Below are 22,581 nucleotides of genomic sequence, written 5' to 3' on the forward strand. Positions count from 1 at the left end.
CGGGGTCGTGTGCCGGTGCGTCCGCCCGTCGCCGCGGGGGCGTACGGCCCTGTGTTGGTAAGTACGTGCGGGTTTCCTGAGACAAGCCCTACGCGACGGGTGATGACGCACCGGCACACGACCCCTCCCGCCGGTGACCAACTGCGGGAGAGTGGGGGTGCGCCTTTTCAGGGGGCGCTGGGGAAACGAGGGTGAGTGGGTCGCGCCCCTCAGGGGCGCGGGGAACTGCGCGACCAGCCACAACCCACCCGCAGCCGAAAGACGAACCCCGGGGGCCTGGGGGCGCAGCCCCCAGTTTCGGGAAAGGGTGGGGTTGGGGAAAGAAAACCCGCCCCCACACGCGCACCGCTAAACGCGCCCCGCGCCCCCCGCATGGCAGGATCGGAACCGCCATGACTGCGCCCACGAAGCCGAACCCCAGCAGCCCCTCAGCCGACGCCCTGCACGGCCCCGTAATCGACTGGTTCGAGGAGAACGCGCGCGACCTGCCATGGCGGCGGGCCGCAGCCGGGCCGTGGGGGGTGATGGTCAGTGAGTTCATGCTGCAGCAGACACCGGTGAGCCGCGTACTGCCGGTGTACGAGCAGTGGCTCGCCCGCTGGCCCCGCCCCGCGGACCTCGCCAAGGAATCCCCCGGCGAAGCCGTCCGCGCCTGGGGCCGCCTCGGCTACCCGAGGCGCGCGCTGCGCCTGCACGGCGCAGCGGTCGCCATAGCGGAGCGCCACGGCGGCGACGTACCCACGGAACACGCCCAGTTGCTCGCGCTGCCCGGCATCGGCGAGTACACCGCGGCGGCCGTGGCGTCCTTCGCGTACGGGCAGCGCCACGCCGTCCTCGACACGAACGTGCGCCGCGTGTTCGCGCGAGCGGTCACCGGCGTGCAGTACCCCCCGAACGCCACCACCGCCGCCGAACGCAAGCTCGCCCGCGCCCTGCTGCCGGAGGACGAGCACACGGCCTCGCGCTGGGCCGCCGCGTCCATGGAACTCGGCGCGCTGATCTGCACGGCGAAGAACGAGAGCTGCGTACGGTGCCCGATCGCGGCCCAGTGCGCCTGGCGCCTCGCCGGCAAACCCGAGCACGAGGGCCCGCCGCGCCGCGGCCAGACGTACGCCGGCACGGACCGCCAGGTGCGCGGACGGCTGCTCGCCGTCCTGCGCGACGCGGTCGGTCCCGTTCCGCAGGCGGCGCTCGACCGCGTCTGGAACGAGCCGGTCCAGCGCGCCCGCGCCCTGGACGGCCTGGTCGCGGACGGTCTGGTCGAACCCCTCCCGGGCCGTCTGTACCGGCTTCCGCTCAGCTGACGCACAGATTCGCGCGGCGACCCACAGGTCCCCCTCAGCCCACTGATACGTAGCCCGGCAAGCAAATCCCCCCATTCCCACCCGATCCCCCACGCCCCTTTAACCCCGCCCTACTTCCGTTACACAACCGACGGACAGCCGAGCGTTCACCGCAGGCTCGCTCGGACAGCCCCGTGACAACGCCTCCGTAACTTCATTGCCGTACCGCCGAAGTGCGGCACGGCAAGCGAAGAAGAGCCGACATCAATGAGTCGGGAACGGGGAACGGAGGCGGTTGGACATGGCGCACGGCGAGGTGCTCGAGTTCGAAGAGTATGTACGCACACGGCAGGACGCGCTGCTGCGCAGTGCCCGCCGTCTGGTCCCGGACCCGGTCGACGCGCAGGACCTGCTGCAGACCGCTCTGGTACGGACGTACGGCCGCTGGGACGGCATAGCCGACAAGCGTCTCGCCGACGCCTATCTGCGCCGCGTCATGATCAACACGCGTACGGAGTGGTGGCGGGCCCGCAAGCTGGAGGAGGTCCCCACCGAGCAGCTGCCGGAGGCGAGCGTTGACGACTCCACCGAACAGCACGCCGATCGCGCACTGTTGATGGACATCCTTAAGGTTCTGGCTCCGAAGCAGCGCAGCGTCGTGGTGCTGCGACACTGGGAGCAGATGTCCACGGAAGAGACGGCCGCCGCCCTCGGCATGTCGGCCGGTACGGTCAAGAGCACGCTGCACCGGGCGCTGGCCCGGCTCCGCGAGGAGCTGGAAAGCCGGGACTACGAAGAGCGCGGCGCTCGCGCGCTCGAACCGACAAAGGAGCGGGAGCGTTGCGCGGCCTAGGCACAAGGGCCCCACAGGGCCGTGGGGCCATGAAGGCGGTGATCACGGCGGTGGCCGTGCTCGCCGCCCTCGGCCTTTTGGTCTCCGCCTGCGGCACGGGCGGCACCGGCGCCCGCGACGAGGGCCCGGCCCACTCCGACTCGGTGGCGGTGGACGCCGCCACCCCCTCCCCCTCGGCCTCGGCCTCCAAGGCCGCGCCCCGCGTGAACGCGGTCCGCCTCGTCAAGGACGACCCGAAGGTCAGCGCGGCGGTCAAACGCGGCCTGAAGCCGTGCGTCGGCGACGAGTACCCGGTCGACGTGTCGTACGGCAACCTCACCCAGGGCTCCGCGAGCGACATCGTCATCAACGTACTGACCTGCGGTGACGCGGTCGGTGTCGGCTCGTACGTGTATCGCGAGGAAGGCGACGCGTACCGGAACGTCTTCAAGGCCGAGGAGCCTCCTGTGTACGCGGAGATCGACCGGGGCGATCTGGTGATCACGCAGCAGGTGTACGAGAACGGCGACTCCCTGGAGTATCCGTCCGGCGAGGAAGTGATCACGTACCACTGGGCCGCGAACCGCTTCACGGAGCAGGCCCGCACGCGCAACGACTACAGCAAGGTGGTCGGCGGCGAGACGCCGACCCCGGCCGAGAACTGACCTACTGACCACCCCTGGCCACCCCTGACCGGCCCTGGCGGCCCTGGCGAGAACACCTAGGACTGAGAGCACCGGATGGCAGAGCAGACCCATGTCCTGTTCGTCGAGGACGACGACGTCATCCGCGAGGCCACCCAGCTCGCGCTGGAGCGTGACGGCTTCGTGGTCACCGCCATGCCCGACGGCCTCGCGGGCCTCGAGGCGTTCCGGGCGAAGCGGCCCGACATCGCCCTGCTGGACGTGATGGTGCCGGGCCTGGACGGTGTCTCTCTGTGCCGCCGCATCCGTGACGAGTCCACGGTCCCCGTGATCATGCTGTCGGCCCGCGCCGACTCGATCGACGTCGTCCTGGGCCTGGAAGCGGGCGCCGACGACTATGTGACAAAGCCCTTCGACGGGGCTGTCCTGGTCGCCCGGATCCGCGCGGTGCTGCGACGCTTCGGGCACGCGGGCCGCCCGCTTTCCGCGGCCGAGGCGGAGAGCTCGTCAACTGTCGGGAGCGGAGGTGTGCTGTCGTTCGGCGACGGTGACCTGGAGATCGACACCGAGGGCATGGAGGTCCGCAGGGGCGGTGCGCCGGTGGCGCTGACGCCCACCGAGATGCGGCTGCTCCTGGAGTTCTCCTCCGCGCCCGGTACGGTCCTGTCGCGCGACAAGCTCCTGGAACGGGTGTGGGACTACGGCTGGGGCGGTGACACCCGGGTCGTCGATGTCCATGTGCAGCGGTTGCGTACGAAGATCGGCCAGGACCGGATCGAGACGGTCCGCGGTTTCGGCTACAAGTTGAAGGCCTGACGGACATGCGGGGGACCCCTACGAACCAGGACCGGCGCCACAGATCCGGGCGCCCGGGCCGGCGCGCCGAGCAGGCGGGGCTGCGTACCGAAGAGCCGGACGGCACGAGAAAGCTCCGTACCGGAAAGCTGCGTACGGGCATCAGGTGGAAGCTGACCGCCGCGATCGCGGCGGTCAGCGCCCTGGTGGCCGTCGCGCTGAGCCTGGTCGTCCACAACGCCGCCCGGGTCTCGATGCTCGACAACGCGCGCGACCTGGCGGACGAGCGCGCCCAGATCGCGCAGCGGAACTACGAGATCTCCGGACGCACCACCTTCCCCGGCATCAAGATCGACGACCCCGGCGCGCCGAAGGACCTTCTGGCGAAGGCCAGGGCCGGCCGACGGGCCACGTATGTGTCGGAGCGTTCAGACGGCGTGCCGGACATCTGGGCGGCCGTGCCCCTCAAGGACGGCCGGGTCCTGTCGCTGCACACACGGTTCACCGACCGCAGCGCCACCGTGATGAAGGATCTCGACCAGGCGCTGCTCATAGGCTCGATCGCGGTCGTCTTCGGCGGCTGCGCGCTCGGCGTCCTCGTCGGCGGCCAGCTCTCGCGGCGGCTGCGCAAGGCGGCCACGGCGGCCCAGCAGGTCGCCGAGGGCGAGACACATGTACGGGTGCGGGACGCCATCGGCGGTGTCGTACGCGACGAGACGGACGACCTCGCGCGGGCCGTGGACGCGATGGCGGAGGCGCTGAGCCAGCGGCTCGAGGCGGAGCGGCGGGTGACCGCCGACATCGCGCACGAGCTGCGCACCCCGGTGACCGGGCTGCTCACGGCGGCCGAGCTGCTGCCGCCGGGCCGGCCGTCGGAGCTCGTACGGGACCGGGCGCAGGCGATGCGCACGCTCGTCGAGGACGTCCTGGAGGTGGCGCGGCTGGACAGCGCGTCCGAGCGGGCCGAATTGCAGGACATCATGCTGGGCGAGTTCGTGACCCGGCGGGTGGCGGCGAAGGACGCGGGCATCCAGGTGCGGGTGGTGCACGAGTCGGAGGTCACCACCGACCCTCGCCGCCTGGAGCGGGTTCTCATCAACCTGCTGGTCAACGCCGCCAAGCATGCGAGGCCACCCATCGAGGTCACGGTGGAGGGCCGGGTCATCCGCGTGCGCGACCACGGGCCCGGCTTCCCGGAGGAACTCCTCGCCGACGGCCCGAGCCGCTTCCGCACGGGCAGCAAGGACCGCGCGGGCCACGGCCACGGCCTGGGCCTGACCATCGCTGCGGGCCAGGCCCGGGTGCTGGGCGCCCGGCTCACCTTCCGCAACGTACGCCCCGCCGGCGCGCCGGAGGGCGTGCCCGCCGAGGGCGCGGTGGCGGTGCTGTGGCTGCCGGAGCACGCACCGACGCGCTCGGGGAGCTATCCGATGCTGCCGGACGACTGACGTCTTCCCGGTCACCGGGAAGTGCGTCGCGGCCAGGATTCAGGGCACCGGCTCAGCACGCCCAGTCCTTGTCCGTGTCGAGGCCGCCCTCGCGTCGCTGGGTGAACGAGAACCAGTTTCCGGAGTCGTCGCGGAACAGCGCTTCCGTGCCGTAAGGACGCTCCTGCGGCTCCTGCAGGAACTCCACGCCGCGGTCCTTGAGCTTCTTGTAGTCGCCGTGGATGTCGTCGGTGATCAGCACGCCCGCTCCGAGCGCCCCCTTGGCCACCAGCTTCTTGATCATCTCGGTGGACTCCGGGTCCATCACGGGCCCGCCCGGGACCATCAGCGTGAGCTCGACGTCGGGCTGGTTCGGGGAGCCGACGGTGAGCCAGCGCATGCCGCCCTCGCCCATCGTCATGTCCGTACGCACCTCCAGGCCCAGCTTCTGGGTGTAGAACTCCTTGGCCCGGTCCTGGTCGAGGACCCAGACGGTCGAGATGGCGAGACCCTTGATCATGGCGTACCCCTGCTGCAGATCGGCGGCCGGTCGTGTGATGCCCTGTCGTGTGATGCCTTGCTGTTGCCGTGCCACCCTAGGCAGCGCCGCCATCAGTCCGCTTCTTCAGAATTGCGCTGTCCCTTGCCGGGTCCTGACCGGAAGCCCCCGGCCCACAGCATCGCGTAGCACCCCGGTATGAGCGCGGCCCCGCGTCCCACGTTCTTCGCCCGGTACTCGCTCGGCGTCAGCCCCGTCCACGCCTTGAATCGGGCCGAGAACGTGCCGAGGCTGCTGAAGCCGACCAGGTGGCAGATCTCCGTCACCGACAGGTTCGCGGTGCGCAGCAGGTCTTCGGCCCGCTCGATCCGCCGGTGCGTCAGATACAGGCCGGGCGTCTCGCCGTACGCCTCCTTGAAGGCGCGTATGAAGTGATAGCGCGAGTACCCGGCATGCCCGGCCACCGCGTCCAGGTCGAGCTCCGGGTCGGCCCAGCCCCGGTCCATCGCGTCCTTGGCAAGCCGCAGCTGCCGCATCCTGTCCACACAACGATGCTGGCACGCCCCACTGACAACGCCCCCACACCGGGGCCGTCCAATCCGATGCACCCCCACCCACCCGCACGAACCCAGCCCGCCACGGAGAAGACCCCCCGGCGGCGGACACCGCCTGGAGGGCCCTCCAGGTCAAGGCAGCGGACGCGTACCTCTCAGACGGCCTCAGCGACCGTCGGCTTCGCGTCCACGGGGCCACCGGCGTCCTCGGCCGACTTCGGCCCCGCCCCCCGCAGCGGCACCTCCTTCACGAACACGGCGGCGGCCAGAGCGACCACGGCCACGACCGAGCCGAGCAGGAACGCGGAATGCGTACCGGCGGAGACGGCATGCTGATAGGCCTCGCGGGCCGCGTCCGGCAGCTTGGCCAGACTCGCCGCATCCAGCTGCGCGGACTTCTCGGTGACCTTGGAGCCGAGCGCACCGGCACGCTCGGTCATCACGTCCTGCACGCGGTTGTTGAACAGGGCGCCCATGATCGCGACGCCGAAGGACGAGCCGAGCGTACGGAACAGGGTGGTGGACGAGGACGCGACGCCCATGTCCTTCATCTCGACGCTGTTCTGGGCCACCAGCATGGTGATCTGCATCAGGCAGCCCATGCCCGCGCCGACAACGGCCATGTACAGGCCCGAGGTCAGCCGAGTGGTCTCGGTGTCCATCTGCGCGAGCAGGAACAGACCGACGGTCATCAAGGCGCTGCCCACGATCGGGAAGACCTTGTACCTGCCCGACGCGGTGGTGACCCGCCCGGCGACCATCGAGGTGGCCAGCATCGCACCGAGCATCGGCAGGAGCAGCAGCCCGGAGTTGGTCGCGGACGCGCCCTGCACCGACTGCTGGTAGAGCGGTAGGAAGAGCACGGCGCCGAACATCACGAAGCCGGTGATGAAGCCGATGATCGACATCAGGCTGAAGTTGCGGCTGCGGAAGATGTGCAGCGGCATGACCGGCTCAGCGGCCCTGGTCTGCACGAAGAGGAAGCCGACGAGCGCGGCGACGCCGATCCCGATGAGCTCCATGATCATGGCCGAGCCCCAGGCGTACTCGGTGCCACCCCAGGTGGTGACGAGCACGATCGAGGTGATGCCGACCGTCAGCAGTGCGGCGCCCAGGTAGTCGATCCGCCCCCGCGACCGCTTCTTGGGCAGATGCAGTACGGCGCTGACGGCGATCAGGGCGATCACACCGAGCGGCAGGTTGATGTAGAAGGACCAGCGCCAGCCCCAGTGGTCGGTGATGGAGCCGCCGACCAGCGGTCCGGCGATCATGGCGAGCGCCATCACCCCGGCCATCATGCCCTGGTACTTGCCGCGCTCCCGCGGCGGAATCAGATCACCGATGATCGCCATGACGCCGACCATCAGACCGCCGGCGCCGAGCCCCTGAATGGCACGGAAGCCGATCAGCTGCCCCATGTCCTGGGCCATGCCGCTGAGCGCGGAGCCGATCAGGAAGATCACGATCGAGGTCATGAAGGCGCCCTTGCGCCCGTACATGTCGCCGAGCTTGCCCCAGATCGGGGTCGACGCGGCGGTCGCGAGCGTGTACGCGGTGACGACCCACGCCAGGTGCTCCAGTCCGCCCAGCTCACCCACGATCGTCGGCATGGCCGTACCGATGATCATGTTGTCGAGCATCGCGAGCAGCATCGCGATCATCAGCGCGAGCAGAACGACGCGCACGCTCCTGGGTTGCTTGGCCCCGCCGCTGTCGCTGTCCCCGCCGCCTCTGTTGTCCGCCTCGGCTGTCTCGGTGCCCGCCACTGTCCCCACTCCCCCCGGTACCGGCTACTGGGTACCGGCTCATACTTACTTGCCGCCCGGCAAGCTAGCTACACTGGGAAGGTAGACCTGCAACTAGCCGGTCGTCAAGTAAGTTTTTCCTTACCCGAGTATGGGACCGACACGAGCCCGAGGAGCAGCCACGATGGGCGGCAGCAGGCAGCAGCGCCGCGGGGACACCCGTCAGCGCATCCAGGACGTGGCCCTCGAACTCTTCGCCGAGCAGGGATACGAGAAGACGTCGCTGCGCGAGATCGCCGAGCGGCTGGAGGTCACGAAGGCGGCGCTCTACTACCACTTCAAGACCAAGGAAGAGATCCTCGCCAGCCTGCAAGAGGACCTCAGCAGGCCCATGGACGAGTTGATCGAGTGGGGCAAAGGGCAGCCGCGCACGCTGGAGACGAAGCAGGAGATCCTGAACCGCTACAGCGAGGCACTGATCGGCGCGACCCCCTTTTTCCGCTTCATGCACGAGAACCAGGCCACCGTGCGCGAGCTGCGCACCGGCGAGGACTTCAAGGACCGCATGATCCGCATGCTGGACCTGCTCAGGGAGCCGGAGGCCACGATGACCGATCAGGTCCGCTGCGTGAGCGCCCTGTTCTCGATGCACGCGGGGATGCTGGCCCTCAAGGACATCGAGGGCGACCCCGAGGACAAGCGCAAGGCCATCCTCGAAGTCGCCACCGAGCTGATCACCCAGGCCAACACACCCAAGCCGTGACCCCCGCGCACTGCCGGGGGTCGGGGTCAAGACCCCGTCAGACCGTGACGCCCTTGGAGCGCAGGAACTTGACCGGGTCGACCGCGGAGCCGTAGTTGGGCGTCGTACGGATCTCGAAGTGCAGGTGGGGACCGCTGGAGTTGCCGGTGTTGCCGGAGAGCGCGATGGTCTGACCGGTGGCGACGACCTGCCCGACGTTCACGTTGATCCGCGAGAGGTGGGCGTACTGCGAGTACGTGCCGTTGCCGTGCTTGATGACGACGGCGTTGCCGTACGCGGGCCCGTCGCCGGCGCCGTTGCCGCCCGCCTTCACGACGGTGCCGCCGTGCGTGGCGACGACCTTGGTACCGGAGGCGACGGCGAAGTCCTGGCCGGAGTGGTTGTGCGACCACATGTTGCCGGCCTGGGCGAAGCTCGCGGAGAGCTTGTACTTCGCGACCGGGTCGACCCAGGACGGCTTCACGGCCTTCTTGGCGGCCGCCTTCTTGGCCGCGGCCTGCTTCGCCGCGGCCTGCTTGGCGGCGGCCTGCTTGGCGCTCGCGGCGGCCTTCGCCTGGGCGTCGGCCTGGGCCTTCACGGAGGTGGCGGTGGTATCCGGCAGCGCGACGCTCGCCTGGCTGTCGGCGGCGGCCGCGACCCCGGCACCCATCAGGGTCGATATCCCCAGACCGGCGGCCAGAACGGCCGCCCGGGCACGGAGCGGGGACGTACCGAGGTGGCGGGACTTGGTGGTGCGCTGCGACATAGGGATACCTCCGGGGGACGGGGATGACGGGCATGAACACACCCGGCGCGCTGTCCATGCGCCGGGCGAGGCATCCCTTGGTAACCCGCGCTGCCCCAGTCGCACAAAAGGCCCATCTACGACTCAAAGTCGTACTTGACTCCAAAACTTCCAGGTTCTTGACAAGAGAGACATTCAGTACTGGATCATCCGTTTTTAGAACCTAAAGTCTGGTTTAACCCCACTTCACAGCCGTCCGCTTGCCCGTCGGCTCGACCACCTCGAAGGCGGAGCGTCCGACGCTCGCACCACACCGACCCCTCAGACCAAATAGTCCGATTTGGGCAAGTTAATACGCCCACTACTCGCCCTAGTACCGGACAAATCGCCTGTGCGTCATGTCACCGGGAGGCAAGATCCAGAGCCCTGGGAATGTGACGGGGCCCGCACAAAGGTGCTGGTGGTTCGCCTACGCTCGGCACATGGTCGACGCCGGAGTGCTAGGGGCCCGTATCGCTTCCAGTGCGGTCACGCCACTGGTGAAGAAGCTCTTCGTGAAGGATCAGCCGGGGGCCGGGCTGGTGAGCAGGCCGGTGCGGATCTCGGCGCTGGTGTCGTTCGGGCGGGAGAAGCGGAACGTCACGCCGAAGGACGTCGGGAAGGTCGCTGACGAGCTGGTCCGCAGGGCGCTGAAGGCCGCAGGCCCGGGGGAACAGCCGGTGAGGGCCGAGGAGGCGGCGGCCGTCAGGCACGCCCTCGCGCATTCGCTCGCGGCGCTCGGGACGATCACCATCGACGACTACGAGGCCGTGGCCCTCGGACCCGAGGAGTTCGCGCGCCGTCTCCGTTCCCACGCGGCCGTCGTCTCCCTCGGCCTCAGCGGCGACGGCGAACTCTTCTACGAACAGCTGCTGCGCACCGCCTCGTTGCACATCCTGAACTTCTTCACGCAGCGCTCCACGTACATCGCCCGGCAGCAGACCGCGCAGAGCCGGCAGCTGGCGCGGTTGGTGCAGGCCGTGGACGTACTGCTGGAACGCCTGCCGTCCCAGACGGCCGAGGACACGGGGTTCGAGGCACGGTACGCGGACCACATCGCCGGGCGGTACGGAACGCTGACCATCTACGGGCTGGACGCCGGGACGAGCGAGTGGTCGCTCGACACGGCGTACCTCAGCCTGGAGGCGACCCGCGAGCGCGACGGGCGGAGCGGCGGGCTCCAGGTGCCCGCCGAGCAGGTGCTGGCGCAGCACGACCAGGTACTGCTGCGCGGCGTCGCGGGATCCGGGAAGACGACGCTGGTCCAGTGGCTCGCGGTGACGGCGGCGAGTCGTGCGTACGACCATGGGCTGACGCAGCTGATCGGGCGGGTGCCGTTCGTGCTGCCGATGCGCAGGATCGTGCGCCCGGGGACGGAGTTCCCCATTCCGGGGGACTTCCTGAAAGCCGCGGGCAGCCCCGTCGCCGGGGAGCAGCCGGCCGGCTGGGTGGAGCGTGTGCTCCGGGCCCAGCGGGGTGTGCTGCTGGTCGACGGGATCGACGAGATCGCGGGCGACCGCCGGGAAGCGGCCCGGCGCTGGCTGCGGGAGCTGACCCGGACCTTCCCGGGAAACCTGTGGCTCGTCACCTCGCGTCCCTCGGCCGTTCCGGAGCGGTGGCTGGACTCGGCGGGCTTCCACGAGCTCACGCTCTCCCCGATGGCACGCGACGACGTCGCCACCTTCGTACGGCGCTGGCACCGCGCCGCCGGAGCGGACGAGGCCGAAGGGACATCCCTGCTGCAGGCCGTACGGACCACGTCCGAGCTGAACCGGCTGGCCACCAACCCCCTGATGTGCGGCATGCTCTGCGCCCTCCACCGCGACCGGCGCGGGTTCCTGCCCCAGGACAGGAAGTCCCTCTACGAGGCCGCCCTCACCATGCTCCTCGAACGGCGGGACCGCGAGCGGGAGTTGGATCATCCCGACGGGGTGCGCATCCCGTACGCGACCCAGGTGCAGCTGCTGCAGAAGCTCGCCTGGTGGCTGATCCGCAACGGCCGCTCGGAGATGGACCGTTCGGACGCGCTGCACATCATCGGGCAGGCCGTACCCGCGGTGAACCTGGACGGCACCGCCGAGGACGTCTATGCGTCGCTGCTGTTGCGGTCCGGGCTGCTGCGTGAACCGGCCGACGGGCGGGTGGACTTCCTCCACCGGACGTTCCAGGACTATCTCGGGGCACGGCTGGCCGTACAGGAGCTGGACTTCGACCTGCTGGTGAACCACTCGGAGCGTGACGAGTGGGAGGACGTCATCCTGCTGGCCATCGCGCACGCGCGGCCGAAGGAGGCGGAGCAGATGCTGCGGCGGCTGGTGGGGCAGGGCACGTCGCGCGGCAAGTTGTTGGCCGCGGCGGGGCTGCGGTACGCGGCGGAGGTGGAGCCTTCGGTGCGGGCGCAGGTGGAGGAGGGGGTGGGGTCGCTCGTTCCGCCGCAGTCGCTCGCGGAGGCCGACAGGTTGGCACTGGCCGGGGGCGATCTGTTGCTCGCGCTCCTGCCGGGCCCGGAGGACATCAACAGCAAGACGACGGCGTACCGGGTGGTCGAGGCGGCGGCCCGCCTGGGCAGCGAGAGCGCACTGCACTTCCTGACCCGCTTCCGGGACCATCCGGCCGAGGCGGTCCAGAAGACCCTGGCCGCGGCCTGGCAGCGCTTCGACCGCGAGCTCTACGCGCGCGACATCCTCGCGCACCTCACCCAGCAACATCAGGTCTTCGTACGGGACGCCGAGGACCTCCGCACGCTCCGTTCCATCGGCGGCTGGGAGGACATACGGGTCCGGGGCACCTACCGGGTCGAGGACCTCACCGAACTCATCGTGCCCGAGCGACTCGCCCATCTCTCCCTGCAAGCACCCCATCCGGTGGAAGGGCTCGCCTGGCTCGCCGCCTTCCCGAGCCTCGTGGACGTCTATGTGGAAACCGAGGTGAGCACGACCGTGGAACAGCAGATCCCGGCCTGGATCACACTCATCACCCCTCAGTCCAGGCCGAGTTGACCTACCCTTGACTCTCCACAACAGCCCCACCACCAGGGACGCAGATGCCCATGGAGCCCGTTGTCCGCATTCCCTCCCCCCTCGCCGCACCCCTCGTACAACGGCTCTTCCGCACCACGCCAAGGCAACTCCCGGCCGTCCCCGAGCTGATCGCCGCCTTCACCACCTGGCGCGGCCCCGAGGCCCCCGCCCACCCGGACGAAGTCCACCGCACAGCCGCCGAGTTCATCCAGCTCGCCGCCGAGACGCACACCACCCCCACGGCCGAACTGCCCGCCGTGGTCGACGTACTGGCCTGCACCCTCCTCGCCATCGGCGAACTCGACCTCACCGACGTGGAGGCCGTACGCCTCGGTCCGCAGGACTACGCGCGCCGCCTGCGCGGAGCCGTCCAGGGCGCGGACCGGGACCTGTCCCCCGACGCCGCCTGGTTCCACGACGCGCTGCTCGTGAACATATGCCTGCACGTCCTGCACCACTTCATCCGGCGATCCCCGCACATCCAGCGCCACCTGCCGGAGCGCTCCAGCCGCATCCGCCAGCTCGTCGACCTCAACGACACCGAGGCGGCGGCACTCCAGCCCGAACGCTCCCAGCAGGACGCGGACTTCGAGGCCGCCTACGTCGAGGAAATCGTGCGTCAGCACGGCTGGCTGACCATCGTCGGCGTCGACTTCCCGAACGCGCCGGACCGCTGGCTCCTGGAGGACACCTATCTCAGCCTGGAGGCCGAGGAGAGCAGCGGCCGCGGGGACACGGCAGAGCAGCGGACCGTGCTGCTCGCGGACCGGGCACTGGAGGGGCACGAGCGGGTCCTGCTGCGCGGCGTCGCGGGCTCCGGGAAGACCACCCTGGTCCAGTGGCTCGCCGTGGCCGCCGCCCGCGAGGGGGCGCGGGTGCCCTTCGTCCTGCCCGTACGACGTTTCGCCCGCGAGGGTTTCCCCGCGCCCGACGACTTCCTGCACGCCATCCGTCACCCGCTCGCCGACCGGGCACCGGAGGGGTGGGTCGTACGGACGCTGCTCGCGGGCCGTGCCCTGCTTCTCGTCGACGGGATCGACGAGGCCCCGGAGGAGACGCGCGGCAAACTGCGCGACCAGCTCCGCCGCCTGCTGCGCATATTCTCCGGGAACGGCTGCCTGGTCACCTCCCGCCCCTCCGCGGTGGCGGACGGCTGGCTCACGGACGAGCGTCTCTCGGACGAGGGGTTCGTGGAACTGTCGCTCGCGCCGATGTCCCGGGACCAGGTGACCCGGTTCATCCGGGACTGGCATTCGGCGGCGATGAGCGACGAGCACTGCCGGGAGCAGCGGGACCGGGACGAGCTGAAGGAGTACGAACAGCGGCTGCTGCACTCCGTACGGATCTCCCGCGAGCTGCGCCAGCTCGCCACCAACCCCCTGATGTGCGGCCTGATCTGCGCACTCAACAGGGACCGCTCCGGCTCCCTCCCTCAAGGCCGCAAGGAGCTGTACGAGGCGGCCCTGGAGATGCTGCTGCAACGCCGCGACCCCGAGCGGGACGTTCTGTACGCGGACGACGTGCGCCTGCAGCAGGAACCGCGGGAGCGGCTGCTGCAGAAGCTCGCGCACGCCATGGTGGAGGACGGCGTCTCGGAACTGCCGTGCCGCAGGGCGGTCGCCATACTGGACGGCGCTCTGCCCGCCATCCCCGCCGCGCGCGCGGCGGGCGACGGCGAGAAGATCTTCCGCCATCTGCTGCACCGCACCGGGCTGCTGCGTGAACAGGCGGGCCTTTCGGTGGACTTCATCCACCGCACGTTCCAGGACTATCTCGCCGCCAAGGAGATCGTGGCCCGGGGCCGCCTGCGCACCCTCGTCGACCACGCCCACCAGCCCGAGTGGGAGGAGGTCATCCGCATGGCCGCAGCCCAGGCCCGCCCCGACGAGTGCGGCGACTTCCTGGAACTGCTGCTGTCCGCCGCGCCCAGGCTGCGCAGGCCCCAGGTGAACCACCGGCGGCTGATGGCCGCGGCCTGCCTGGACCATGTCACCGAGCTCGACCCGTCGGTCCAGCGGCTCGTCCACGACCGTACGAAGAACCTCGTACGCCCCACGACCGAGCTCGCCGCCCGCGGCCTGGGCTGGGTGGGGCCCATCGTCCTGGAGCTCCTCCCCGACCCCGAACAGGTGCCGGACGACCAGCAGGCCCTGCTCCTCGCCATCACGGCCACCCGCGTCCAGGACGACGCCGCCATCGACTACCTGTCCCGCCTGCGCCGGCGCTCCTCCCTCGCGATACGGACGGAACTCGCCCGGCCCTGGCGGCACTTCGACACGGAGCGGTACGCGCGGGAGATCATCGCCCATCTGGATCCGGACGGCCTGTACTTCCCCGTCTCCGACACCGCCGAACTCGCGGCCCTGCGCGACCTCGGCGGCCGCCCCCGCGTCCAGCTGGCCGGCATCATGCCCAACGCCGAACTCATGGACGGCCTGGACCACACCCAGCTCACCCATCTCTGGCTCAACGCCGAACCGACGGACCCGGACATGTCGTGGCTGTCCCGCTTCCCCCACCTACGGGTGCTCCGCGTCAACCCCCGCCTGCCCCGGGTACGGAACGTGCCGGAGGGGGTGAGGATCACGGCGTAGGCCCCAGCACGGAGCGTGGATCAGAGGGCGTTGATCGCCGAAGGTGCTCGCTCCGTCCGGGCCAGGGCTCGCAGCAACGCTGCCTGACCATGCCGACGGGTGGCGAGTCGGGCCAGCAGCGTGAGCACGGGATCGAACGCGGCGGCAGGGAGTTCCGGCGCGGCGATTCCCACACTGACGGCCAGGTCGTCCATGTGAACGGCCAGCTCCATCATCCGCGTCACAAGGAAATCGTCGAGGCTCAGCGCCCAGCCTGTCTGGGGCATGAACACGACCCAGTCATCCCGAAACGCGGGGAGGGCGGCCTGCTGCTCGGCGAGCGTCGCGCGGGCCCGCGCACACAAGGCCTCGGCACCTTCGGAGGCGATCCCCTCACCCTTCGCCCGAATCCCGGCGTTGACCTCCCCGTCGAGCGGCGCATCGATCCACGCGGCACGCGCGTAGTGCTCAACAAGCGGGATCGGCGCCGCGTCCGATGCGGCTCCTGCAGAGCGGGGCTCACACTGAAGATCTGGTACGCGAGGTGACCAGCCAAACCGCCGACGGTCATCTCCGCCAACGCGCTGGACCTCTCCCACGAGGCACCGACGTCCGGCGCGCCCAGCAAGGTGACCGCCTGATCCGCAACGTCCAGATACGCGCCTTTGAGACTCATCAACCCCCCATGATCGGCCGTCCCAATTATGCGGCCCGGTAAGCGGGCGATACAGCCCCACGGCTGGAGTCACCCAGCGTCGGTCGCCAGGAGCAGGCTTCAGCCCCCGACGGGCTACGCTGACAAGCGTCCGCGCGACGACGGGGGTGGGCGAGGTTGGACCCGGCAGTACTCGGCACAAGGCTCGCTTCGAGCCTTGTCGGCCCGCTGGTGAAGAAGCTCTTCGTACAGGAAGGCGCGGGCGCGGGGCTGATCGACAAGCCCGTACGGCTGTCCGCTCTGGTGTCCTTCCGTGGCGAGAAGCGGACGCTGACGGAGAAGGACGTGGGCAAGCTCGCCGCCCGCCTCGTCCGGGAGGCCGTGGACTCACCGCGCGAGCGCCCGTTCCCGGCGGACGAGGAAACCGCGGTCACGGAGGCCCTCACGGGCAAGCTGCTCGCGGTGGGCGAGCTGCGCATGGACGACGTACAGGCGGTGCGGCTCGGCCATCAGGAGCTGGCCCGCACTCTGCACGCACACTCCCCCACGGCTGCGCACCTGTCCACGGACGCCTCGTACTTCCTCGACGCCGTCACCGAGTGGGCCTGCCTCCACATCATCAACTTCTTCACCCAGCGCTCGACCTTTGTGGCCCGCACGCTGCTGGAGCAGAGCCGCGAACAGGGCGAACTCATCGCCAGGGTCGACGAGTTGATCGCCAGGACGCCCTCGCCCAGCCGTACCGACACCACCTTCGAGCAGAGCTACCTCTCATACGTCGCCACGAAGCACAGCCGCATCACCATCTACGGCATCGACCTGCGCGACTCACCCGACCGCTGGCCACTCGAAGTCGCGTACCTCAGCCTGGAGGCGACCTCGACCGAGCCGCGTCCGGGCACCTTCGACGAGGGCCCTGAGACCACCACGGTGCAGTTACCGGCCGAGCACGCGCTCCGCGGCCACGACCGGCTCCTGCTGCGCGGTGACGCGGGCTCGGGCAAGACCACCCTGATCCAGTGGCTCGCGATCACCGCCGCTCGCAACGGCGACCGCATCCCGTTCGTCCTGCCCCTGCGCACCCTCGTGCGTGCCGCTGCCCTGCCGACGCCGGAACAATTCCTGCCCGCCGTCGGCTGCCCGCTCGATGCGCCCAAGGGATGGGCGAGTCGCGTGCTGTCGGCCAACCGGGGCCTGGTCCTGATCGACGGTCTGGACGAGATCCCCACCGCCGACCGCCACCGCACCCGCGACTGGCTCACCGATCTCATCCACGCATACCGGGGCAACCACTGGCTGCTGACCACGCGCCCCACCGCCGTACAACCCGACTGGCTGGCTGACGCGAAGTTCCACGAACTGCTGCTCACCCCGATGAGCCGCGCCGACGTCGCCACGTTCGTCCGCCGGTGGCACACAGCGGCCGAGGCTCCCCGCTTCGAGACGCCCCTTCTGGACGCCCTGCGCACCAAACCCGATCTGGCCCGCCTCGCGACCAACCCGCTGATGTGCGGGCTGATCTGCGCACTCCATCGCGAGCGCCGCGGCTTCCTGCCCTCTGGCCGGAAGGAGTTGTACGACGCCGCGCTGTCCATGCTGTTGGCGCGGCGTGATCTCGAGCGCGGCATGGGCTCCCTCAACGGGATGGAACTGGGTGAGGAGGCCCAGCTGGAGCTGCTCCAGCGCCTCGCCTACACGCTGACCCTCAGCAACCGTACGGAGATGGAGCAGACTGCCGCCGAAGGGTTGCTGGAGCGCCGGCTGCCTGTGGTGGCGGCCGCGGCGGACCAGGGTGACGCAGCAACCGTCTTCCGTCATCTGCTTCTGCGCAGTGGGCTGCTCCGCCAGCCCGCCGAGGGCGTGGTCGACTTCGTTCACCGCACCTTCCAGGACTACCTGAGCGCGCGGTACGCCGTCGAGGAAGGCCATATCGACGTCCTGGCCAGCCGCGCCGACGATCCCCAGTGGGAGGACGTCATCCGCATGGCCGTCGCGCACGCCCGGCCGCAGGAACGCGCCCACCTGCTGCGTGAGCTGCTGTCCCACGGCAGCGCACGCCTGACGCTGCTCGCCCTCGCCTGTCTGGAACACGCGACGGCACTCGACCCGACGGTCCGGGAGGAGGTCGAGGCCCGAGCGTCGGCGCTGATCCCGCCGCGCACCAAGGAGGCCGCCCAGGAGCTTGCCGAGGCGGGCCCCTTGGTCCTGGAACTGCTGCCGGGGCCGGCGGACCTGACCGACGAGGAAGCCCTCGGTGTCGCGATCACCGCCTCCGCACTCGGCACGGACAGCGCCCTTGCGGTCCTCAAGCGGCTGTGCGGCCACCCCAGCCAGGACGTCCGGCGCCAACTGGTCGCCGCCTGGGGCCGGTTCGACCCGGAGGAGTACGCGAGCGAGGTTCTGGAACACCTCGATCCGCAGGGCATTACCCTGCGGATCACCGGCCAGGCCAGTCTCCAGGCACTGGGCCGACTCACCACTCCATGGCCCGACCTGCTGCTCCGCGGCCCCTACGATGCCGAGCGGATCCTGGGAGTCACAGGCCCGGACACCACGACGCGGCTAGCCCTCCAGCGCAACCCCGCGCTGTCGGACCTGCGCCCTTTGCTGGCTCTGGAGTCACTGAGCCACCTCGCCCTCGACGACTGCCCGGGCATCTCAAGTCTCGCCCCGCTGGCCGGCTCACGCCTCGCAGAGCTGCATCTGCACCAGCTGTTCCGAGCCCCCGGACTGCCCGGCCTGAACACCTTGCACAGCCTGCGCGCGCTGGGTGTCAGCCAGCCGCTGCACAGTGAGACGCTCACCGACGCCCTGCCCGTCGACGCCCCACTGGACTGGCTGTTCCTGTCGCTGGGAGCCACCAGGACCACAGGGCTGAGGGGCCTGGCCCACTGGGGTTCGCTGCGCACGCTCGCCCTTGGCAGCGGTCTCCCTGTGCCGACCGCCGAGGACTGGGCAGAGGTCTCCGCGCTGCCCGCCCTGAATCAGCTCGTCCTGCACCGGACGCTGCTCCAGCACGCCGATTCCATGCCGGAACTCCCCGAGGTCAAGACGCTGCGCCTGACCTCCCTGTACGGCACGGAGAACCTGTCCGCCCTCGCTCGTCTCCTCCCGGGGGTCGTCTCAGTGACGCTCCAGGTCGGCGCGGACTTCCCGGCGGCCCGGCTCGCCCACTGGTTCCCCGACGCGGAGGTCACCATCGAATCAGTGCGGTAGACGGCGGGCGGGTCCACCCCCGCCCGTGCCTCCGACGCAACCCAGCCCCACGGCATACGTCCGAAGCGGAGGCACAGGGCCGTCGTCCTCACCGCGCCCCGTGGGCGATCCGGGGCGTGCGGTCTCACAGAGTGTGACTCTGCCGGACATCAACCACCCTGAAGGCTCCCGGAGTGTGGTAGCCCGGCCCTGGGACGACCTCTAGCCCAACCCCACTTGGGCGCCTTACAGTTACCCCTCGGTAACGTCCCCGCTCCCCTGTGGCCTCACAGGCCCAAGACGATGCAGCGCGACCCCATGTCCCTCAGTGTTCCGACGCGAGAGGAACCCCCCATGACAGGAAGCAGCTGGCAGCGCTTCGTCGGTGTGACGGCCGCTGCCACGGCCGTCACCGCGGCGCTGATGAGTCCTGCCGTAGCCGCGGCACCGGACGCCACTCCGGCCGTGGCCACGGCCTCCACCACAACCACCAACGCCACGGCGGCGGACGTCGACTACGACACCTGGCAGAAGGACTGCCAGGCGGTCATGGACCAAGCGTTCCCGTATCTCAAGCAGCGCATCGCCGGCGCCGGCGCGGGCGAGAAGCAGGCGATCGTCTTCGACATCGACAACACCACGCTGGAGACCGACTTCGGCTTCAGCTACCCGTCACCGGCCAACGCGCCCGTCCTCGAAGTGGCCAAGTACGCCCAGGAGCACGGCGTCGCGCTCTTCTTCGTGACCGCGCGCCCGGGCATCATCTACTCGGCGACCGACTACAACCTCAAGCACGTCGGCTACAAGGTGTCCGGGCTCTACGTCCGCAGCCTGGGCGACCTCTTCAGGGACGTCGCCGAGTACAAGACCGCCAAGCGCGCCGAAATCGAGGCCAAGGGCTACACGATCATCGCGAACATCGGCAACAGCGCCACCGACCTCTCGGGCGGGCACGCCGAGAAGACATACAAGCTGCCGGACTACGACGGCCAGCTGTCCTGATGCGGTGACGCACTGATGCGGTGACGCACTGACGCACTGACTTGCCCAAAAAACGCCGGCGGGGCCGGCGCCCTAAGGCACCGGCCCCGCCGTCACAGCGTGGCCCGGAGGCTACGCCTCCTTGCTCAGGTTGGGCCCGGCCCCGCCTGCGGCCTGCTCGATCGGCGGGACGTCCGGCAGCGCCGACTTCTCCTCGCCCCGGAAGGTGAAGACCTTGGCCTCGCCCTCGCCCTCCGTGTCGACGACCACGATGTGGCCGGGACGCAGCTCGCCGAAGAGGATCTTCTCCGACAGTGAGTCCTCGACCTCGCGCTGGATCGTGCGACGCAGCGGACGCGCGCCGAGCACGGGGTCGTAACCCTTCTTGGCCAGCAGCTCCTTCGCGGACTGGGAGAGCTCGATGCCCATGTCCCGGTCCTTGAGGCGCTCGTCGACCTTGCCGATCATCAGGTCGACGATCGCGAGGATGTCGGCCTGGGTCAGCTGCGGGAAGACGACGACGTCGTCGACGCGGTTGAGGAACTCGGGACGGAAGTGCTGCTTCAGCTCGTCCGAGACCTTGTTCTTCATCCGCTCGTAGTTGGACTTCGTGTCACCCGCGGCGGCGAAGCCGAGGTTGAAGCCCTTGGAGATGTCACGCGTGCCGAGGTTGGTCGTCATGATGATGACCGTGTTCTTGAAGTCCACGACCCGGCCCTGGGAGTCGGTCAGGCGACCGTCCTCCAGGATCTGCAGCAGCGAGTTGAAGATGTCCGGGTGAGCCTTCTCGACCTCGTCGAACAGGACGACGGAGAACGGCTTGCGGCGGACCTTCTCGGTCAGCTGACCGCCCTCTTCGTAGCCCACGTATCCGGGAGGCGAACCGAAGAGACGCGAGACCGTGTGCTTCTCGCTGAACTCCGACATGTCGAGGGAGATCAGCGCGTCCTCGTCGCCGAAGAGGAACTCGGCGAGCGCCTTGGACAGCTCGGTCTTACCGACACCGGACGGGCCGGCGAAGATGAACGAACCACCCGGCCGCTTCGGGTCCTTGAGGCCCGCACGCGTACGACGGATCGCCTTCGAGAGCGCCTTGACGGCGTCCTTCTGGCCGATGACCCGCTTGTGGAGCTCGTCCTCCATGCGCAGCAGACGCGAGGACTCCTCCTCCGTCAGCTTGAAGACCGGGATGCCGGTGGCGGTCGCGAGGACCTCGGCGATCAGCTCGCCGTCGACCTCGGCGACGACGTCCATGTCGCCGGCCTTCCACTCCTTCTCCCGCTTGGCCTTGGCGGCCAGGAGCTGCTTCTCCTTGTCGCGCAGGGACGCGGCCTTCTCGAAGTCCTGCGAGTCGATCGCGGACTCCTTGTCGCGGCGCACGCCCGCGATCTTCTCGTCGAACTCGCGGAGGTCCGGCGGCGCGGTCATCCGGCGGATGCGCATCCGGGAGCCGGCCTCGTCGATCAGGTCGATCGCCTTGTCCGGCAGGAAGCGGTCCGAGATGTACCGGTCGGCCAGCGTCGCGGCCTGGACGAGGGCCTCGTCCGTGATGGAGACGCGGTGGTGCGCCTCGTACCGGTCACGCAGACCCTTGAGGATCTCGATGGTGTGCGGCAGCGACGGCTCCGCGACCTGGATGGGCTGGAAGCGGCGCTCCAGGGCCGCGTCCTTCTCCAGGTGCTTGCGGTACTCGTCGAGCGTGGTGGCGCCGATGGTCTGCAGCTCACCGCGCGCCAGCATCGGCTTCAGGATGGAAGCCGCGTCGATGGCGCCCTCGGCGGCACCCGCACCGACCAGCGTGTGCAGCTCGTCGATGAACAGGATGATGTCGCCGCGGGTGCGGATCTCCTTGAGCACCTTCTTCAGGCGCTCCTCGAAGTCACCGCGGTAGCGGGAGCCGGCGACCAGTGCGCCCAGGTCCAGGGTGTAGAGGTGCTTGTCCTTGAGGGTCTCGGGCACCTCGCCCTTGACGATGGCCTGCGCCAGGCCCTCGACGACGGCGGTCTTGCCGACGCCGGGCTCGCCGATGAGCACGGGGTTGTTCTTCGTACGGCGGGACAGCACCTGCATGACCCGCTCGATCTCCTTCTCGCGCCCGATGACCGGGTCGAGCTTGGACTCACGAGCGGCCTGCGTGAGGTTCCGGCCGAACTGGTCCAGGACCAGGGACGTCGAGGGAGTCCCCTCGGCAGGACCACCGGCGGCGGCGGTCTCCTTGCCCTGGTAACCGGAGAGCAGCTGGATGACCTGCTGCCGCACCCGGTTGAGGTCTGCGCCCAGCTTGACCAGGACCTGGGCGGCGACGCCCTCGCCCTCCCGGATCAGGCCGAGCAGGATGTGTTCCGTGCCGATGTAGTTGTGGCCCAGCTGAAGGGCCTCGCGGAGCGACAGCTCCAGGACCTTCTTGGCACGGGGGGTGAAGGGGATGTGCCCGGACGGGGCCTGCTGCCCCTGCCCGATGATCTCCTCCACCTGCTGGCGGACCGCCTCGAGCGAAATCCCGAGGCTCTCCAGGGCCTTAGCGGCGACACCCTCACCCTCGTGGATCAGGCCCAGGAGGATGTGCTCGGTGCCGATGTAGTTGTGGTTGAGCATCCGGGCTTCTTCCTGAGCCAGGACGACAACCCGCCGCGCGCGGTCGGTGAACCTCTCGAACATCGTTAATCGCTCCTCAGAGCGGTCAGGCAGTAAGGGGACGCTCCCCTCCCTGTCCTTCCGCAGCTTAGTCCCGCAAGCGGGGACCGCTCATTCCAACTGCCGACACCGTCCATGGCCTCCTGACCGCGAACGCCGACATCTGCTCCAACCCGATGGTGGGAGACGATGTTCCCGCAGGCCAGGCAGATACCCTC

16 protein-coding genes are annotated in these 22,581 nt (G+C 69.5%); 10 read left to right on the forward strand and 6 right to left on the reverse strand.

What is annotated here, in order from left to right:
* The first annotated feature begins 392 nt into the window (after positions 1-392).
* The 5 genes from FGD71_RS17575 to cseC all read left to right on the forward strand — a co-directional run bounded on the left by FGD71_RS17575 (position 393) and on the right by cseC (position 5,002).
* Complete coding sequence (locus tag FGD71_RS17575) at positions 393-1,304, forward strand: HhH-GPD family protein (protein ID WP_119101394.1); 912 nt, start codon at positions 393-395, stop codon at positions 1,302-1,304.
* A gap of 280 nt (positions 1,305-1,584) precedes the next feature.
* On the forward strand, positions 1,585-2,136 hold the full coding sequence (locus tag FGD71_RS17580) for a SigE family RNA polymerase sigma factor (protein WP_119101395.1): 552 nt from the start codon (positions 1,585-1,587) through the stop codon (positions 2,134-2,136).
* A 29-nt stretch (positions 2,137-2,165) separates the two neighbouring features.
* Positions 2,166-2,780 (forward strand): hypothetical protein, encoded by a 615-nt coding sequence (locus FGD71_RS17585; RefSeq protein WP_119101396.1) that lies wholly within the window; start codon positions 2,166-2,168, stop codon positions 2,778-2,780.
* A 75-nt stretch (positions 2,781-2,855) separates the two neighbouring features.
* Positions 2,856-3,575 carry a two-component system response regulator CseB gene (gene cseB / locus FGD71_RS17590; RefSeq protein WP_119101397.1) on the forward strand — a complete coding sequence of 240 codons (720 nt, stop codon included), beginning with the start codon at positions 2,856-2,858 and terminating at the stop codon, positions 3,573-3,575.
* Between the two features lie 5 nt (positions 3,576-3,580).
* Positions 3,581-5,002, forward strand: coding sequence for a two-component system sensor histidine kinase CseC (gene cseC / locus FGD71_RS17595; protein WP_119101398.1), 1,422 nt, complete (start codon positions 3,581-3,583; stop codon positions 5,000-5,002).
* A 52-nt stretch (positions 5,003-5,054) separates the two neighbouring features.
* Here cseC and FGD71_RS17600 read toward each other — a convergent pair whose 3' ends face one another.
* The 3 genes from FGD71_RS17600 to FGD71_RS17610 all read right to left on the reverse strand — a co-directional run bounded on the left by FGD71_RS17600 (position 5,055) and on the right by FGD71_RS17610 (position 7,800).
* Positions 5,055-5,501: a VOC family protein gene (locus FGD71_RS17600; protein ID WP_119101577.1), complete on the reverse strand. Its 447-nt coding sequence runs from the start codon at positions 5,499-5,501 to the stop codon at positions 5,055-5,057.
* Between the two features lie 92 nt (positions 5,502-5,593).
* Positions 5,594-6,016 carry a helix-turn-helix transcriptional regulator gene (locus FGD71_RS17605; RefSeq protein ID WP_119101399.1) on the reverse strand — a complete coding sequence of 141 codons (423 nt, stop codon included), beginning with the start codon at positions 6,014-6,016 and terminating at the stop codon, positions 5,594-5,596.
* A 173-nt stretch (positions 6,017-6,189) separates the two neighbouring features.
* Complete coding sequence (locus FGD71_RS17610; RefSeq protein ID WP_420878315.1) at positions 6,190-7,800, reverse strand: MDR family MFS transporter; 1,611 nt, start codon at positions 7,798-7,800, stop codon at positions 6,190-6,192.
* A gap of 163 nt (positions 7,801-7,963) precedes the next feature.
* On the opposite strand from FGD71_RS17610, the gene FGD71_RS17615 reads away from it, so the two are divergent.
* On the forward strand, positions 7,964-8,542 hold the full coding sequence (locus FGD71_RS17615; RefSeq protein WP_119101400.1) for a TetR/AcrR family transcriptional regulator: 579 nt from the start codon (positions 7,964-7,966) through the stop codon (positions 8,540-8,542).
* A gap of 37 nt (positions 8,543-8,579) precedes the next feature.
* Here the strand turns inward: FGD71_RS17615 and FGD71_RS17620 are convergent, their stop codons facing one another.
* Positions 8,580-9,287 (reverse strand): M23 family metallopeptidase, encoded by a 708-nt coding sequence (locus tag FGD71_RS17620; protein WP_119101401.1) that lies wholly within the window; start codon positions 9,285-9,287, stop codon positions 8,580-8,582.
* Between the two features lie 461 nt (positions 9,288-9,748).
* Here FGD71_RS17620 and FGD71_RS17625 point away from each other — a divergent pair, with 461 nt between their 5' ends.
* Both FGD71_RS17625 and FGD71_RS17630 read left to right on the forward strand, forming a co-directional pair.
* Positions 9,749-12,304, forward strand: coding sequence for an NACHT domain-containing protein (locus FGD71_RS17625; protein WP_119101402.1), 2,556 nt, complete (start codon positions 9,749-9,751; stop codon positions 12,302-12,304).
* A 50-nt stretch (positions 12,305-12,354) separates the two neighbouring features.
* Entirely contained in the window at positions 12,355-14,919 is a 2,565-nt protein-coding gene (locus FGD71_RS17630; RefSeq protein WP_119101403.1) for an NACHT domain-containing protein, read from the forward strand.
* 20 nt (positions 14,920-14,939) lie between these two features.
* On the opposite strand, the gene FGD71_RS17635 is transcribed toward FGD71_RS17630, so the two are convergent.
* Positions 14,940-15,497, reverse strand: a complete 558-nt coding sequence (locus FGD71_RS17635; RefSeq protein WP_240436640.1) for a maleylpyruvate isomerase N-terminal domain-containing protein — start codon at positions 15,495-15,497, stop codon at positions 14,940-14,942.
* Between the two features lie 233 nt (positions 15,498-15,730).
* On the opposite strand from FGD71_RS17635, the gene FGD71_RS17640 reads away from it, so the two are divergent.
* Together FGD71_RS17640 and FGD71_RS17645 are read left to right on the forward strand one after the other, a co-directional pair.
* A complete protein-coding gene (locus tag FGD71_RS17640) occupies positions 15,731-18,769 on the forward strand; it encodes an NACHT domain-containing protein (RefSeq protein WP_119101404.1) in 3,039 nt (1,012 codons plus the stop codon).
* A 333-nt stretch (positions 18,770-19,102) separates the two neighbouring features.
* Entirely contained in the window at positions 19,103-19,750 is a 648-nt protein-coding gene (locus tag FGD71_RS17645) for an HAD family acid phosphatase (protein WP_162931159.1), read from the forward strand.
* A 111-nt stretch (positions 19,751-19,861) separates the two neighbouring features.
* Here the strand turns inward: FGD71_RS17645 and FGD71_RS17650 are convergent, their stop codons facing one another.
* The gene (locus FGD71_RS17650) at positions 19,862-22,387 is read right to left on the reverse strand and encodes an ATP-dependent Clp protease ATP-binding subunit (RefSeq protein ID WP_119101406.1); all 2,526 of its coding nucleotides are present in this window, start codon (positions 22,385-22,387) and stop codon (positions 19,862-19,864) included.
* Positions 22,388-22,581 lie beyond the last annotated feature (194 nt).

This window comes from Streptomyces sporangiiformans (genome assembly GCF_005768555.2).
Classification (GTDB): domain Bacteria; phylum Actinomycetota; class Actinomycetes; order Streptomycetales; family Streptomycetaceae; genus Streptomyces; species Streptomyces sporangiiformans.

What these genes read in the sequence shown, in the direction of transcription:
- FGD71_RS17575 (WP_119101394.1), top strand. Translation starts at nt 393, where the DNA reads ATGACTGCGCCCACGAAGCCGAACCCCAGCAGCCCCTCAGCCGACGCC.
- FGD71_RS17580 (WP_119101395.1), top strand. Translation starts at nt 1,585, where the DNA reads ATGGCGCACGGCGAGGTGCTCGAGTTCGAAGAGTATGTACGCACACGG.
- FGD71_RS17585 (WP_119101396.1), top strand. Translation starts at nt 2,166, where the DNA reads ATGAAGGCGGTGATCACGGCGGTGGCCGTGCTCGCCGCCCTCGGCCTT.
- cseB (WP_119101397.1), top strand. Translation starts at nt 2,856, where the DNA reads ATGGCAGAGCAGACCCATGTCCTGTTCGTCGAGGACGACGACGTCATC.
- cseC (WP_119101398.1), top strand. Translation starts at nt 3,581, where the DNA reads ATGCGGGGGACCCCTACGAACCAGGACCGGCGCCACAGATCCGGGCGC.
- FGD71_RS17600 (WP_119101577.1), bottom strand. Translation starts at nt 5,501, where the DNA reads ATGATCAAGGGTCTCGCCATCTCGACCGTCTGGGTCCTCGACCAGGAC.
- FGD71_RS17605 (WP_119101399.1), bottom strand. Translation starts at nt 6,016, where the DNA reads ATGCGGCAGCTGCGGCTTGCCAAGGACGCGATGGACCGGGGCTGGGCC.
- FGD71_RS17615 (WP_119101400.1), top strand. Translation starts at nt 7,964, where the DNA reads ATGGGCGGCAGCAGGCAGCAGCGCCGCGGGGACACCCGTCAGCGCATC.
- FGD71_RS17620 (WP_119101401.1), bottom strand. Translation starts at nt 9,287, where the DNA reads ATGTCGCAGCGCACCACCAAGTCCCGCCACCTCGGTACGTCCCCGCTC.
- FGD71_RS17625 (WP_119101402.1), top strand. Translation starts at nt 9,749, where the DNA reads ATGGTCGACGCCGGAGTGCTAGGGGCCCGTATCGCTTCCAGTGCGGTC.
- FGD71_RS17630 (WP_119101403.1), top strand. Translation starts at nt 12,355, where the DNA reads ATGGAGCCCGTTGTCCGCATTCCCTCCCCCCTCGCCGCACCCCTCGTA.
- FGD71_RS17645 (WP_162931159.1), top strand. Translation starts at nt 19,103, where the DNA reads ATGACAGGAAGCAGCTGGCAGCGCTTCGTCGGTGTGACGGCCGCTGCC.
- FGD71_RS17650 (WP_119101406.1), bottom strand. Translation starts at nt 22,387, where the DNA reads ATGTTCGAGAGGTTCACCGACCGCGCGCGGCGGGTTGTCGTCCTGGCT.